The organism is Actinoallomurus iriomotensis (genome assembly GCF_030269445.1).
Classification (GTDB): Bacteria; Actinomycetota; Actinomycetes; order Streptosporangiales; family Streptosporangiaceae; genus Actinoallomurus; species Actinoallomurus iriomotensis.
Genome location: NZ_BSTJ01000002.1, coordinates 654,190 through 668,980, shown reverse-complemented (window position 1 = coordinate 668,980; position 14,791 = coordinate 654,190). Strand labels below are relative to the sequence as shown.

Below are 14,791 nucleotides of genomic sequence, written 5' to 3'. Positions count from 1 at the left end.
AGTTTTCACTCTTTTCGGGCGCCCCGAACCTCGTGCGGCTGGGGCGCCGTGGACGGGCGCAGATGGAGGGTGACCGCCGCCGTTCCGAGCGCGGGCACGTCGACCGGGATGGCGCCGTCCGGTTCCGGGCCCAGCTCGCTCGCGGCAAGGCCGAGAAGGTTGGTACGGAGCGCCCGGGTGACGGTGAACGGGGTGCTCAGGCGGCAGGTGATCGGGGTGTCGGTCAGGGACTGCAGGCGGATCAGGAGGATGTCCTCGCCCGGGGAGGTCAGGCCCACGAGACGAACGCGAGGATCGTCCACGGTCAGGAACCGGGTCTGCGACGGTGGCCGTGCCTGGGCTTCGGCACGGGCACGGACCGGCACGAGCGGGTGGCCGGTGACGGCCGCGACGCGAACGGCCGCCTGCTCGCCGAGTCCCGCGGAGGCGTCCGCGGCGGTGAAACCGACGCTGTAGCGGAAGACGTGGTCGAACGCCTGCTGGGACGGGAAGTTCGTGTCCCAGATGTTGTTGTGCACCCAGGAGAAGACGGTGGCCGGCTCCTCCTGCGGCAACGACCGCGGGTAGGGAACGTACGGGATCGCGATTCCGCCGAGCTGGACGAGGGGAGCGTCGGTCGTGGCCAGCGCGGCATGGTGAGTGCCGTCGCTCAGGCTGATCCAACGCCGGACGGCCCGCATGTGGGTGGCGGACCCCGGCACGGTCGCCAGCCCGGTGCCGGTGACGCCCCCGGTGGCCTCCATGCGCACCGCGGGCTCGTCCAGGGCGAAGGGGAAGGCGAAGAACGCGCTCTCCTTGGTCAGCGTCGCGGTCTTGTCGATGCGGTTCTCGATGTCGATGCGAGCCGCGTCGTGAGGCAGGTGCACCTTCACGCGGAGCCGGCGGGTGCCGGCCGGAGCGCATTCGTAGACGATCGTCTGGCCGGTGGCGTCCGAGGTGCGGTCGACGAGTGCCGCAGGGGGCGCGGTCCGGCGTGAGGCGAGCAGATGCATCGAGTCGTCGGCGACGGTCTTGCTCGACTGGTGGTTGAACGCGCCGGCCGTGGCGTACTCGTCGTACACGTAGCCGTTGAAGCCGATGACGGCGTCCTGCCGCACGAGCTCGCGCCCGGTGCGCTTGTCGAGGATGGAGCCGATGCAGGCCTGCCTCAGGTCGACCGTGACGCGCAGGTGGTCGTTCTCCAGGACGGCCGGGTCCGCGGGTACGCCGGTGCCGTCACCGTCGGTCGCGGGAGAGGAGGCGCCGGGCACGATGTCCAGGCGCACGGTGCCGCAGGCCGGCACGTCGGTGAGGGGAACGCGCAGGAACCGGCCGGCCGCACGGTGGCGTTCGTTGCTCTGTGCCTCCTCCGCGAACGGCAGGGAGGCGCCGGTGCGCGCGTCGAGGACCTGGACGGCGTCGCCCGGCGCCACGGTGCTCTCGGGCAGGAAGATCCGTGCCGTTTCGGTACGCGGCCAGCTGCAGGTGTTCACGACGTAGTAGGAGGCCAGAGCGCCGGTGAGGGGCGCGAAGGCTTCGCCGAGCAGCGCGGCGGCGGAGTCCAGCATCGCCTCCGCGTCGTCGTGGGCGCGCAGGGCCTGGGAGTACTTCCAGTGCCACTGCTTCTCGCCGGAGCCGTGACCGTGTTCGCCATGGGTCCAGGGATCGCCGCCGCCCCAGGTGTGTTCGTTGAACAGCGAGGCCGCGCGGTAGACGGCCGGCGCCGTCGCGGCGACGGCCGTGCTGCCGGGCACGCCCATCAGCTGGGCGTAGCCGGCCACGGTCTGGGCTTCGGCGAGGGCGGCCTGGCCACGGCGCGTGGCGGCGAGCGGGACGGCTCCGGCGCCGATTCCGTCGACCCACCAGTCGCTCCAGTCTCCCTGGAAGGTCTCCAGCCGGTCACCGATCCGCTTCTCGGCGTCCTCGAAGAAGTCCTGGTTGCGGGAGGCGCGCAGTCGCGGGAAGGCCCACTGCTCGTTCCAGCGGCGCACCGTGTCGGAGATGATCCGGCGGGGCGGGCCGTTGTCCGCGAACTTGCCCAGCACACGCAGGTGCAGCACGTCCCATGGATAGGGCTCGGAGGTGACGGTGTGGTCGAGGATGGGGAAGCCGGGGATCCCGCGGCCCTCGTGCGGATAGGCGAACTCGGCCAGCGCGCTGAGATAGGCGGGCAGAAGGTCGTCGACGTGGTCGTAGGACTCGTCGAAACCGAGGACGGAGCCTTCCATGTAGGCCAGGCCGTGCGGCGTGTCCGTACGCCAGACCAGGACGCTGTTGCCGCTGGGCGCCTGCCAGCGGAACAGCCGTGGCAGGTGTTCCCCGCCCACGAGGTGCGGTACGGCACGCCCGGCCCAGTTGTGCGCCACGGAGAGGTACCGGACGCCGTTGGTGGCCAGGACGTCGGGCAGGCCGACGACCTGGCCGGGCACGTCGGTCTGCATGGCGGTGCGGATGTCGATGCCGTGCCGCTCGCGTAGGTCCGCCACGGGGCGGATGAGCTCGTGCAGTTCGTCCGTGGAGCAGGTCTCGGTATGGAGGTTGAACGGCAGCGCCGTGAGCTCGATGCGGCCTTCGCGTACCCGGTCGAGGAAGTGCTCGACCCGGCGGCGGGGTCGGTGCGCCTGCCAGTCCTGGAAGGAGTGGAAGCCCTCGACGGCCCAGCGGAACCGGGCGGGTTCCGGGCGGTCGTCGGTGTCGCGGCACAGCTCGAGCAGCGAGTCGAGATAGGCGCGGTGCTCGGCCATGACCCGCCCCTGCGGGTCGGTGTAGCCGATGTCGAGATGGGAGTGCTGCACCAGGTGCAACGTCCAGTGACGCTGCGGGCGCGCCTCGAACGCGAACCGGCGGCCTTCTTCCAGGTCGGGAAGCTCGATCAGCAGGGGCGTCGGCTCGTCCACCTCCGGCACCAGGATGCGGGTGTCGGCCCCGGGGCCGGAAAGGACCTCGCAGTGGACGGGCGTGCCCCCACTGGTGGTGACCCGGGCCCGGGTGATGCGCGGCGGAGTGTCGTGCGCGGGGCGCACACGTAGCCGGATCGACTGGAGCAGCCCATCGCCGCCGTCGCGGCGGCGCAGCAGGGGCTCGCCGGACAGCCGCACCTCCGTGTCGCCGATGCCGGCGGTGGTGGTGACCACACGGTCACGCAGGATGTCGCGCGCGATGTCGGAGTCCCACCAGGAAGGCCGGGTCAGCGGTGGCTTGGACATGGTGCCTTGGTGTCCTTCGCGTTGCGGAATGGTGATGGGTGCCGGATCAGGAGCCCGGCTAGGGGCGCTGGGACCCGTGGGTGCGAGCCAGGATGGCGAAGATCTGGACCATGGCGGACTGCTCGAGGGTTTCGGCCGGAGCCGCGGGGTCGTAGTCGCCGCCGCCCGACGGCTGGAAGCGGAACAGTCCGGTGGCGGCGTCCCGGTTGGTGTCGTAGGTGTCGTCCGCGTAGGTGCTCACGGCCTTCCGGTACGCCGGGTCGGGACGGAGGGCGTCGAGGGCGAGCAGGTCCTTGAAGTAGAAGGCGTTGAAGATGGCCGGCTGATCGTGCAGACGGGTGCCCTGCGTCCAGTACGCCAGGGAGGCGTGGGCGTCGTCGACGGCCTTCTTCAGGTAGCCGGCGTCGCCGGTGCCGCGGTAGAGAGCGGTGGCCGTGCCGATCATCGCGCCCGAGTTGTAGGTCCACAGGGTCGGGTTGGTGCTGCCGTCGTCCGCACGGTCGTTGGCGTACAGGCCCGGCGCCGTGCGCATGCATGAGTACACCCATCCGTACCACCGCTCGGCCTTGTCGAGGTAGGCGCGGTCGTGCGTGTGCTCGTAGAGCCTGGCGGCGAGCTGGGCGGACAGGGCGGTGACGTTGGTGGCACGGATGTTGTTGCCGGGCGCGTCGAACCAGTCCATGCCGCCGGGGCAGGTCTTGGTGGTGTCGCCGTCCCAGGCGCGGGCGACGATGGGCACGACCTGCTCGGCCCGGTTCAGGAACCCGCGGTCACCGGTGCGCTCGTACTGGTCGAGCTCGCTCAGGCCGACCACGGCGTTGTCGTCGTAGTACACGTCACCGCCTGATCCCAGCGGGGCGGGCAGGTAGGAGTGGTAGCCCGGCCGATCGCCGGACGCGAAGTACAGCTCCAGGGTGTCGAAGCGTTCGGCCGCGTCCGGGCGGTAGGCCGAGCCCGTGCGGGGGAGTCGCTCCATGTCCACGGCCGCCGCGGCGGCCTCGCGCATCGGCCACAGGTAGGAGTGTTCCGGGTCCGTGGACTGCCGGGGCGTGCGTTCCAGGTACAGGCCGTGGTCACCGGGGCCTTGGTACAGATGTGCCTGCAAAGCGTCGTAGGCGTTGGTGGCGCGGTCCGCCCACAGGGCGGCGGAGGTGGGACGTACGGGGTGACCGGCTCGGGCGTACGCGGGGGCGGCGCCGCAGAGCAGGCCCGCGCAGGCGGCGGTGACGATGGCATGGCGGAGCAGCGATCGCGGCATGGTCGATCCTTCGGGGCGAGGAGGGGGCGTGCGGGAGTCAGCGGTGGATCTTGAGGCCGCTGACGAAGAAACGTTGTGCGGAGAAGAACAGCACCAGGGTCGGCAGGGACACGAGAAGGGCTCCGGCCAGTACGACCGGGGGCCCGACGTTGGAGTAGTTGCCCTGCAGGTCGGCGAGCGCGGCCATGATGGGCCGGATGTTGCGGCTCGTGGTCAGCGTGATGCCGAACATCAGGTCATTCCAGACCGCCACGAACTGGAACACGAAGACGGCGATCATGGCGGACCTGGTCAGCGGGACGTGAATCCGCCAGAACAGCCGCCACCACGACGCACCGTCCATGCGCGCGGCCTCGACGACCTCCCGCGGCAGCGTCAGGGCGTAGTTGCGCATGACGAAGAACGCGAAGGGAATCGCGATGGCCGCGTAGATCAGAACGAGACCGATCTGGGTGTCGTACAGGGACGACTTCGCGTAGGAGAGGAACAGCGGCCGGATGAAGACCTGCAGGGGCAGCAGCGTGCCGGAATAGATCACCCAGAACCACAGCACCCGCCGCCTCACGGGCATGACGACGGTGGCGAAGGCGGCGAACGAGGCCACCACCACGGCGGCCAGCGCGCTCACGACGGCGTACAGCAGGCTGTTGGCGAGTGCCGGCCCGACGTGGGCCTGGTCCCAGGCCTGGGACATGTTGTCGAACAGCCCGAAGCCCTCGGGCAGCCAGTGCGGGCCGCCGGAGTAACTCTCGCTCGGCACCAGCGCGTTGACCACGAGGAGCCAGGTCGGGATCAGCCACAGCACGGCGAGCACCGCGACGGTGCCGTTGCGCAGGACTCGGCCAAGGGACATAGGTCATTCGCCTTTCACGTCGAGCTGACGGCGCAGATAGAGCCAGGAGGCCGCCAGCACGATCACGGTGAGGACGACCGCGATCGCCGCTCCGGCGCCGGGCCGCAGCTCCAGGAAGGTCTCGTTGTACATGGACACCGCAAGGGTCTCCGTGGCCCGTCCGGGGCCTCCCTGGGTGAGCACCCAGATCAGGTCGAACGATTTGAGGCCGTTGACGAGGCTCATGCCGATCACGATGATCGAGATGGGCCGGAGCTGGGGCAGGACGATATGACGGAACTGCTGCCAGCTTCCCGCGCCGTCCAGGGCGCCGGCCTCGAGCGTCTCCGGCGGGATGGACTGCAGGCCGACCAGAAAGAGGATGACGGCCACGCCGGTGGCCTGCCAGGCGTTGGCGAGGATCATCACCAGGGTGTTGCCCGGCCAGGTCAGCAGCCACCCGTGAGCCAGTGAGCCCAGACCCAGGGTGGTCAGGACCTGGTTGACGGCGCCGTCGGTGGTGAGCATGAAGTTCCAGACCACCGCCACCGCGGAACCCGAGAGCGCGTAGGGGAGCACCACGCACAGCCGCGCGAGACGCGACCAGCGGGTGGCGTTGGTCATGCAGGCGATGGCCAGCCCGAGCACCAGGGGGAGCAGGACCGTGCCCACCACCCACATCGCGGTGTTCACGATGGAGCGGGACAGCGCCGGGTCGGAGACGAACCTCGTGTAGTTGCCGAACCAGCTGAACCCTGAGGTCCGGCTGTCGCTGAAGAAGCTGCGGTAGATGGTCCACACGAACGGAACGAGCAGGAAGACGGTGACCAGGAGCACGGCCGGAGCCATGAATCCCCCGGCGGTCAGGCGCTCACGCCTCCTGCGCCAGGCGTTCGCCGGCGGCGTACGCCGTGCGCCGCCGGAGGGCGCTGCCGGCCTTCCGCCGCCGGCGGCAGGGGTGGGCAGGTCGGTCGTCGATGTACTCATGCCTCGTCACGCCTCCAGGCCGCCCATTCGTCTTGCGCACGCTCCTGCATCCGGCGCAGCGTCGTGGCCGGAGAGGTCTGCCCGGCCATGAATCCGCCCAGGTCATCGGCGTTGCCCTGGATGAGGCTCGGCGGACTGGCCTCCCAGTAGCGGACCAGCGGGATCCGCTGCTCCCGGGCGATGTCCAGCTGGAGCCGGGCCACGACCGGGTTGCTCGACCGCACCGTCGGATTGGCGGAGCTGTCCTCCAGGAAATCGCTCCACACCCGCTGGACGGACGGGTCGAGCCACGCCCCGACATTCGCCATGGCGGCCTCGTGCGAGGAGGCACGGCTGGGCACCGTGAAGACACCCGACTCGGCGATCACGCTCTTCGGGGTGGACGGCCGCACCGTGGGAAGGATGAAGGCGCCGTAGTCGACGTCCGCCTTCATGCCCGCGGCGGTCATCCCCTGCGCCTGCCATGTGCCGTGCAGGAACATGCCCACCGTGCCGGCCTTCAGCGCGCCGGGGCCACGTGCCTGGTCGAAGTCGGGGGACGTCATCCAGCCCTTGCGCATGAAGTCGTACCAGATGTTCATCGCCTGGCGCGCCGCGTCGTCCGTGTAGGACGCCTGGCCCGCCACCAGTCGCTGGTAGAAGCGCGGGTCGACCTTGGTGACCAGCTCCTGGAACCACTCGATCGCGGGCCAACCGCCGACCTGGCTGGCGAGGAACGGCGTGATCTTGTTGCCCTTGAGCACCTCCGCGCAGTGCAGCAGTTCGGCCCAGCTGCCCGGGGCGGACAGTCCCAGCCTCTGGAACACCGGCTTGCTGTAGAACAGCACGTAGTACGACTCGTACAGCGGGACGCCGTAGACCTTCCCGTGATACGACATCGCCTCGCGTGCGCTGCCGCGCACCCACCCCTTGGCCGCGTAGTTCCCCCAGACCTTCGTCAGATCCGTCAGCCCGCCCGCACGCGCCAGGCGCTTGAGCTGGTAGCCGGAAGCCCATTTGACCAGGTCGGTGGCCTTCGAGGTCTGCAGGGTCATCTGAACGACCTGCTGATAGGAGGTCACCGAGGGATTCGACAACGGCCGCAGCGCATAGCCGGTGATCTTCTTCAGCTCACGTCCGGCCGAGCGGTACCCCTCGTCCCAGGTGGCGTTGTCGTTGGAGATGCTGGTGGTCCCCGGCTGCGCCGACGTGCTGTCTCCGCGAGCGCACCCCTCCACCGCGAGCGTGGCCGCGCCTGCGGCCATCCCGGCGAGGAAGCGACGCCGGGCGAGCGGCACGGCCGCGCGGCGGGTCCTGCCCGATGCTGACATTGATCACCTTTATCGAATCGGCCCACGCGCATGACGTGAACCACTGGGCACACACGGGACCCCAAAGCACCTGGAGTCGCCGGATGCGTGTTGCGTGGATGTTAACGACACCATTCCAACGTGGCAAGAGTCACGACGCAGATGGCGTCGAGCTCTTGTTATCGTTAACGAAGTCATGGAGTCCAGTGAGGAGCAGATGTGCAGTCCGCGCCGCGTTCGTACGAGCCCCACCCCAGCTACCGGCCGGTCGACGGGCCGGTGATCACGGGCTGGCCCGCTGCCGTCGCCGAACTGCCGGCCGGCCCGCTGGTCCTCTCGGTCGACGGTCCCGCCGCCCTGGACTGGGAGGCGCTGGCCGACGGGCTGGCGGCGGCCGTGCGCTCGGCGGGGCGCGCGGTGGAGTTGCTGGACGTGCGCGGCCACCATGCACCGTCGGCCGCGGAGCGCGTCGTCGCTCGGCCCGTCCCCGCCGACGACCCGTTCTTCACCCCGCTGTCCGAGGCGCGGATCGCGGACCTGTTCGACTCCGTTCCCCGGCCCGGCCGGCCCGTGGACGACGGCATCGTGGTGGCGTTCGGGCCGGGCGCGGCGCTGTGTGAGCCGGACGTGTTGTGGTACGCGGACCTGCCGAAACGGTACGCCGAGGCCGCCGTCGCGCAGGGCGAGCCGCCGGTGGGCGTCAACCTGGGCCGCCCCGGCGAACCCGGTGACCTGGTGCGCCTGTTCTACACCGACTGGCCCATCTTGGACCGGCACCGCGACGCGATCGCGGGACGGATCGATCGGTGGTTCGACATGCAGGATGCCGCTTCGCCCACCTCGCTGGCCGGCGCCACGTTGCGCGGCACCCTGGCCCACCTCGTCCAGGGCCCGGTGCGCACCCGCCCGTACTTCAACTCCACCCCGTGGGGAGGCCAGTGGGCCGCGAGCGAACTGGGCTTCACGCCGCAGGCCGGCAACACGGCCCTGGGCTACGAACTGATCGCCCCTGAGGCGGGGATCCTCGTCGAAGACGAGAGCGGGGCGCGGGTCGAAGTCCCGTTCCAGCTGCTGTGCGTCCGCCACCCGAGGGACCTGCTCGGCGAGGAGGTGCACCGCCGTTTCGGCACCTCCTTCCCCATCCGGTTCGACTACCTCGACACGATGGGAGGCGGCAACCTGTCCCTGCACTGCCACCCGCGGGAGCAGTACATGCGGGAGGTGTTCGGCTGGCCGTACACCCAGCACGAGACGTACTACGTCACGGCCAGCGAAGCGGGCGCCCAGGTGCTGCTCGGCCTCACCGAGCACGCGGACGTCGACCTCATGCGGCGCCAGGTGGAAGACGCCATCGCGAACGGCACCCCCATGCCCGTCGAGGACCACGTCCAGACCCACCCGGCCACGGTGGGCCGGCTGTTCATGATCCCTGCGGGCACCCCGCACGCCTCCGGGGCGGGCAACCTGGTGCTGGAGGTCAGCGCGACGCCGTACCTGTACTCCCTGCGCTTCTACGACTGGCTCCGCAGGGACGCCGCCGGAGCCTCCCGGCCCTTGCCCTACGAGCACGGGTTCGCCAATCTGGACACCTCTCGGCGCGGGGAGGACGTGACGAAGGACCTGATCCAGCAACCGCGTACGCTGCGCGCGGGCGAGGGCTGGCGCGAAGAGGTCGTCGGTGCCCTGCCGGAGATGTTCTACGCCGTGCACCGCCTGGTCGTGTCCCCGGACGCCGACATCGCCGACGACACCGCCGGCCGCTTCCACATTCTCAACCTCGCCGCGGGTCAGGGCGCGGTCATCGAGACCCGCGACGGCCGCACCCACTCTCTGGCCTTCGCGGAGACCATCACGGTGCCCGCCGCGGTCGGCCCCTACCGCGTCCGCTCTGTGGGCACCGAGGAGGTGCACCTCGTGAAGGCCCTGGTGGTCGAGCCGTGACCGTGTCGCCGATCCCCGTTCTCGACGTCGGAGGTACGCACGTCACCGCCGCTCTCGTCGATCCCGCGACCGGCCGCCCCATCCCGTCCTCGGTGACGCGCAGGCCGCTGGGCTCCAACGCCGCGGCCGCCCGCATCCTCGACGCCATCGCTCTGGCGGCTCTGGAACTGCCCGCCGACCACCGGCCGTGCTGGGGCGTGGCCATGCCGGGCCCCTTCGACTACGACACCGGGATCGGCCGCTTCGCGGGCATCGGGAAGTTCGAGTCCCTGTCCGGCGTCGATGTCGGGGCCGGTCTGCGGCGGCGGCTGGATCACCGGGCCGAGCGCCTGCGCTTCCTCAACGACGCCGACGCCTTCGCCATCGGCGAATACCACGCCGGTGCCGCCGCCGGGCACGACCGCGTGGTGTGCCTGACGCTGGGCACGGGCGTGGGCTCCTCGTTCCTGCGCACCGGCCGGCCCGTGCACGACGGCGCCACGGTGCCACCCGCCGGGCACGTCCACCGGCTGACCGTGCACCACCGGCCGCTGGAGGACACGGTGTCGCGCCGGGCCATCCGCGCCCACTACGCCCGTCTCGAGGCACTCCCCGCTGACCGCGCCCTCCCGGACGTCCACGAGATCGCCGTACGGGCCGAGGAAGGCAACGCCGCCGCGGCGGAGGCTTTCCGCTACGCTTTCGACACCCTTGGCCAGGCCCTGGCTCCGTGGATCGACCGTTTCGAAGCCACCGCCGTGGTCGTCGGCGGTTCCATGGCCCAGTCGTGGGGCTTGATCCATCCTGCGCTCTCGGCGGGGCTGGCCGTGGCCGGCGGGACGGCGGTGCGGGTCCTGCCCGCCCGGCGGCCCGCGGAGGCACCGTTGATCGGGGCCGCCCATTGGGCACAGGACGCACCGAGCGCTCCATGAGGTCCGGGACGCCGCCGCAGGCAGGAGGAAGGAGAAGGGGCATGACCGCTCGCCGAGGCGGCGGGCCGACCATGCACGACGTCGGGAAACTCGCCCAGGTCAGTGCCATGACCGTCTCGCGGGTACTCAAGAACGACCCCGGCGTGTCCGAGGAGACGCGCGAACGCGTCTTTGCCGCGGTGGACCGTCTCGGCTACCGCCGCAACGAGACCGCGCGCAGCCTGCGGCTCGGCGGCAGCGGGATGATCGGTCTCGTCGTCACCAACCTCGCCAACCCGTTCTATTCGCGTCTCGCGCTCGGCGTCCAGGAAGTCGCGACCGAACACGGCTTTCGGATGCTGCTCAGCAACTCCGCCGAACAGGCCGGACGCGAGCCCGGCATCATCGACGGCCTCATCGATCATCAGGTCGAGGGGTTGATCGTCGTTCCCGCCGGAAGCCGGCAGCAGCACCTGGCCGCCGCCATGCGCCATGTCCCGGTCGTCCTCGCGGCCCGGCCGCCCGCCGGACTCGACACCGACTGCGTGCTGGTCGAAGACTTCCACGGGGCCTTCGAGGCCACCGCGTGCCTTCTGGCCGAAGGGCACTCCCGTATCGCCTTCCTCGGCAACCCGCCGGCGCTCTACACCGGCGCCGAACGCCTGCGCGGATTCTGGGCGGCACACGAGGAGGCCGGCATCGAGCCCGACAACGCCCTCATCCACCAGGGCCTCGTCGACGCCGCGACGGCCGAACGAGCAGCCCACGAACTTCTCGACCGGCCCGAGGGGCCCACGGCACTGTTCTGCACCAACAACCGCATCAGCCAAGGCGCGATCCGGGCCCTCTACAAAAGGGGGACCGCTCTTCCCCTGGCGGGATTCGACGACTTCGACCTCTCCGACGTCCTCGGCCTGCCCCTGACGCTCGTCTCCTACGACGCCGACGAGATCGGCCGGCAGGCCGCACGCCTGCTGATCGACCGCCTCCACCACCAGGACGCCGAGCCACCCGCCTCCCGACGCGTCACTGTTCCGACCCGCGTCATCCGCCACGGCACCCGCTCCGGCGATCACCCGAGCAGCGCCCCGCCCCCCGGTGCATGACGCCCGTCAGGTGCTCCCGACAGCCCCCGGCTCCCACAGCGGCGGATGCCGGTCCGTGCGACCCGGTCGCCGACGCCGCCGTTCGAGGACGACCGACGCCGCCATCACGCACCCGGCGCGGTCGGCTGCTGGGGCGGCAGGACGCCGAAACCGAGCCATCGATCTGGCGCCGTGAGGCAGCCGTACGGAGAGCCGGATGCGTACGGTCAGCGCGGGAGTAGAACGAACTCGAGCGGAATCGCCGGCCGGTCGGCTGTCCGTCGCAGGAAAACGCCGTTGCCGTCCGGCGCTCCGTTTCATGTCGGCATCGACTTCGCGTAGGCGGCCAGATCCTGTTGCAGATCTTCGTCCGTCGCCTTGACGACCGGAAGGCCGAGTTGGGCTCGCTGCAACAGGACGAGCGAGGTCAGGAGCCAGCCGCGGAGCTGGCCTCGGTAGACATGGTGGTCGGTCGAGGAGAAGTTCGCGTAGACGGCGTCGACGAGCGACCGGAACTCATCTGGGTCCAACGCGTACATGTCCTCGGCGTTCGCGACCAGGCCCGACGGGCGACCTTCGAGATCCGCGATGCAGCTGGTCAGCCCTACATAGAGACGCCCTGTGCGCAGAGACGGACTCCAGACCGTCTCATCGCCTATGTCGAATATGTAGCTCATTGTGGCCACTCCAGGCGGATCGTTACGTCAGGATGCGATTTCTGAAGTTCTTCGATGGCGTTCTCGACGGCGGATCTGAACTCGGGATCGGCGCTCGGCTCAGAGAAACTGAAACCGATCGGCGCATTTTCGTATCCCTTCAGATGTCGTCGAGCCTCAAGGTAGGAGTCGAACTTCTTGTCTATATGCTTCGACACCCATTTGTCGATGTCCACCGCGCTGGACGCGCTCTTCTCTTCCCAGAGAGTGCCGTCTTCGATCCGGTCGATGTCGGTGATCTGCCGGCCTGGCCGGGTGGGGTCGTCGACGACGTAGTCTCTTTTCCCGTCCAGGTCGGAGGGAGCTGAGGGTTCGGAGTCGCCTTTTTCGGACAGGTCCTTTTGGGGTCCTGGCTGTCCCTCCGGCGCGGAGGGCTCCCATAACTCGGAGCTTGTGGCGTTGGCGGTATCTGCGCCTTCGCGGCTTTCGGCGCGGGAAGGGTATCCCGGAGTGCCAGGTCGGTCGGATAATGCCGTCCGATCCACCGCGTGGTCGGCGCCGGGATCTTCGATGTCTTCCTCGACCTGGTCGTTCACGCGTTCAGTCGCCATGGTCACCTCCCGCCACATCGGCGTGCGTCGTGGGTATGGGCGCCGACGTCTGAGCATCGCAGAATGGGGTGATGCGTAAATACCTGTGACTGAGGTTTCCCAAAGAATGCGGGCGATTCTCCGAGTGGCCGATTGCGGCCAATCGGAGTCTGTGGGATCAGGGTGTCATGGCTCGTGCCTCCGGACGGTTCTCGCAGTGGCCTTCGCCGCGGAGAAGGACCGCGGGGCGGGCGAGGTTGAGGCGGATCGGGGCCTCAGTGACCCTGTTCCTGCGGCCCGCCAGCATGGACTACCGGCTCGGCGTTCACCGCCGCAGGCATCACCGTCACCCGCGTGATCACCGACATTCAAACTCGGTGGTGTCCCCAAGGTGCTCACCTCGTCCGGCCGGTGGCGTGAGGATCGGGGGTGACCGGCGCCCGCTCGTCACCATTGCTGACCGATTGGAGCCTGGTGTTCCTTGCCTGTTGATCGTGGGGCGAGCGGGGCCCACGCCGGAAGGTCGCGTGTCCTGTTAGGAACCCGGCGACCGCCCGGCAGGGCTGCGTCCGGTCGGGCGGATCCCTGTTGGTGAATGTCTGGTACTGCGCCCTCCTCGGTGTCGGCATCGCTGGTCTGTCCACCGGGCCACCAACGAGACAGGAGCCAGGGATTTGCGACTACGGCTGGGAATCGACATCGCCTGCCGGGCGGCTCACCAAGCCAGCCTGGCTGACGAACGTGGGGAGTTCGCATGGTCAGGCCACCGGTTCCGCACCACGGCCACAGATTTAGAACGGCTGTGGGCGTTGCTGCCGGCCGGGACCGACCCGGCGATGGTGACGGTGATCATGGAACCCACCCGCAACGCATGGGTGCCGCTGGCAGCGTGGTTTCGCCGCCGTGGCGCCGCGGTGGTGATGGTGCCACCCGAACGGTCCGCGGACCTGCGCGCCTACTACAGCAAACACACCAAATCCGACCGGCTGGACTCACGAATTCTGGCCCGCCTGCCGCTACTGCACCCCGAAGGACTGCACACCGAGGAAGGGCTCGGCCCCGGAGACCCGCTACGCCGGGCCGTCAAGCTCCGCTCCACACTTGTGCGCCGACGCACCGCGACTCTCGCCCGCCTGGATGCACTGCTGGAGATCCTCGGGCCGGAATGGCACGCCGCTTTGGGCGGTGACCTGGCCAACAAGACTCCGCTGAAATTCCTGGCCGCCGGTTACGCCTGCCCGCACACCGTGCAGCGCCTAGGCCGAGCCCGCCTGGCCCGCTTCCTGCATCGTCATTCCCGCGGCACCTGGACCGAAGCCAAAGCCGAGGAACCGCTGGCCGCTGCCGCGGCGACACTCCAGCTCTGGGAAACAGACCTGGAGTATCCCGACCTGGCCGATGACATCGCCATCGAAGCCCGGCTCGCGCTGGCCATCACCCAGGAGGTCAAGGAACTCGACGAGCGCATCGCCGTGTTGTTCGCTCGTGCCGACCCCGACGGCATCTTGCGGTCCGTGCCCGGTATCGGCCCGATCCTGGGCGCCCAGATCCTCGGCCGGCTCGGCGACCCCAACCGCTTCACCTCACTGGCCGGGGTCCGTGCCTTCAGCGGCCTGGTCCCGCGTCTGGACTCATCCGGCGTCAACGGCCACCACAACGGCCTGACCAAGGCCGGCGATGCCTGCCTGCGCGAAGCCTTGTTCATGGCCGCCGAACACGCCCGCCGCGCCGATCCCAGCCTCGCCGCGAAATACCACCGGCTCATGGTCACCGAAGGCAAACACCACAACTCCGCGCTCTGCCACATCGCAACCACGCTGCTCACCCGGATCGCCGCCTGCTGGCGCCGTGGCGAGCACTACACCCTGCACGACCCCGACGGCCGACCCATCGACGCGCCTCAAGCCCGCACCATCATCGCCGAGCGATACACCATCCCCGCCGACCTTCGAGCAGCCCGGCGCACCACCCACCCCCACCACTCCAAATCATCAGGAACGGGCCGGCGAAGAAAGGAGTCGCAACGCGCTCCGTCGACCGGCCCGTCCACCGCCCACGCTACGACCCCACCCGCTTGA

11 protein-coding genes are annotated in these 14,791 nt (G+C 69.7%); 4 read left to right on the top strand and 7 right to left on the bottom strand.

All coding sequences use genetic code 11. The features are described from left to right. Positions 1-5: 5 nt before the first annotated feature. Genes QSK37_RS11805 through QSK37_RS11785 form a run of 5 tightly spaced genes read right to left on the bottom strand, consistent with a single transcriptional unit; the run spans position 6 to position 7,572 of the window. The gene (locus QSK37_RS11805) at positions 6-3,185 is read right to left on the bottom strand and encodes a glycoside hydrolase family 38 N-terminal domain-containing protein (RefSeq protein ID WP_285619766.1); all 3,180 of its coding nucleotides are present in this window, start codon (positions 3,183-3,185) and stop codon (positions 6-8) included. Positions 3,186-3,243: 58 nt separating this feature from the next. Then, the gene (locus QSK37_RS11800) at positions 3,244-4,443 is read right to left on the bottom strand and encodes a glycoside hydrolase family 76 protein (protein WP_285619764.1); all 1,200 of its coding nucleotides are present in this window, start codon (positions 4,441-4,443) and stop codon (positions 3,244-3,246) included. Positions 4,444-4,480: 37 nt separating this feature from the next. Then, a complete protein-coding gene (locus tag QSK37_RS11795; protein WP_285619762.1) occupies positions 4,481-5,296 on the bottom strand; it encodes a carbohydrate ABC transporter permease in 816 nt (271 codons plus the stop codon). Positions 5,297-5,299: 3 nt separating this feature from the next. Beyond that, the gene (locus tag QSK37_RS11790) at positions 5,300-6,262 is read right to left on the bottom strand and encodes a carbohydrate ABC transporter permease (RefSeq protein WP_285619761.1); all 963 of its coding nucleotides are present in this window, start codon (positions 6,260-6,262) and stop codon (positions 5,300-5,302) included. Further along, complete coding sequence (locus tag QSK37_RS11785) at positions 6,259-7,572, bottom strand: ABC transporter substrate-binding protein (RefSeq protein WP_285619759.1); 1,314 nt, start codon at positions 7,570-7,572, stop codon at positions 6,259-6,261. The genes QSK37_RS11790 and QSK37_RS11785 overlap by 4 nt, the downstream gene beginning before the upstream one ends. 198 nt (positions 7,573-7,770) lie before the next feature. On the opposite strand from QSK37_RS11785, the gene QSK37_RS11780 reads away from it, so the two are divergent. The 3 genes from QSK37_RS11780 to QSK37_RS11770 are packed head-to-tail and all read left to right on the top strand — an operon-like array spanning position 7,771 to position 11,488. Continuing rightward, entirely contained in the window at positions 7,771-9,492 is a 1,722-nt protein-coding gene (locus QSK37_RS11780) for a class I mannose-6-phosphate isomerase (protein WP_285619757.1), read from the top strand. Next, positions 9,489-10,403, top strand: a complete 915-nt coding sequence (locus QSK37_RS11775) for an ROK family protein (RefSeq protein ID WP_285619755.1) — start codon at positions 9,489-9,491, stop codon at positions 10,401-10,403. Before QSK37_RS11780 ends, QSK37_RS11775 begins: the two co-directional genes overlap by 4 nt. 41 nt (positions 10,404-10,444) lie before the next feature. Beyond that, on the top strand, positions 10,445-11,488 hold the full coding sequence (locus QSK37_RS11770) for a LacI family DNA-binding transcriptional regulator (protein WP_285619754.1): 1,044 nt from the start codon (positions 10,445-10,447) through the stop codon (positions 11,486-11,488). 296 nt (positions 11,489-11,784) lie between these two features. On the opposite strand, the gene QSK37_RS11765 is transcribed toward QSK37_RS11770, so the two are convergent. Next, positions 11,785-12,144, bottom strand: coding sequence for a DUF6086 family protein (locus QSK37_RS11765; RefSeq protein ID WP_285619752.1), 360 nt, complete (start codon positions 12,142-12,144; stop codon positions 11,785-11,787). Further along, entirely contained in the window at positions 12,141-12,734 is a 594-nt protein-coding gene (locus QSK37_RS11760) for a hypothetical protein (protein ID WP_285619750.1), read from the bottom strand. The genes QSK37_RS11765 and QSK37_RS11760 overlap by 4 nt, the downstream gene beginning before the upstream one ends. Positions 12,735-13,387: 653 nt before the next feature. Between QSK37_RS11760 and QSK37_RS11755 the strand changes: the two genes are divergently transcribed. Next, complete coding sequence (locus QSK37_RS11755) at positions 13,388-14,791, top strand: IS110 family RNA-guided transposase (RefSeq protein WP_285619748.1); 1,404 nt, start codon at positions 13,388-13,390, stop codon at positions 14,789-14,791.

Coding starts and splice junctions, on each gene's coding strand:
- QSK37_RS11805 (WP_285619766.1), bottom strand. CDS start 3,185: ATGTCCAAGCCACCGCTGACCCGGCCTTCCTGGTGGGACTCCGACATC.
- QSK37_RS11795 (WP_285619762.1), bottom strand. CDS start 5,296: ATGTCCCTTGGCCGAGTCCTGCGCAACGGCACCGTCGCGGTGCTCGCC.
- QSK37_RS11785 (WP_285619759.1), bottom strand. CDS start 7,572: ATGTCAGCATCGGGCAGGACCCGCCGCGCGGCCGTGCCGCTCGCCCGG.
- QSK37_RS11790 (WP_285619761.1), bottom strand. CDS start 6,262: ATGAGTACATCGACGACCGACCTGCCCACCCCTGCCGCCGGCGGCGGA.
- QSK37_RS11770 (WP_285619754.1), top strand. CDS start 10,445: ATGACCGCTCGCCGAGGCGGCGGGCCGACCATGCACGACGTCGGGAAA.
- QSK37_RS11760 (WP_285619750.1), bottom strand. CDS start 12,734: ATGGCGACTGAACGCGTGAACGACCAGGTCGAGGAAGACATCGAAGAT.
- QSK37_RS11765 (WP_285619752.1), bottom strand. CDS start 12,144: ATGAGCTACATATTCGACATAGGCGATGAGACGGTCTGGAGTCCGTCT.
- QSK37_RS11800 (WP_285619764.1), bottom strand. CDS start 4,443: ATGCCGCGATCGCTGCTCCGCCATGCCATCGTCACCGCCGCCTGCGCG.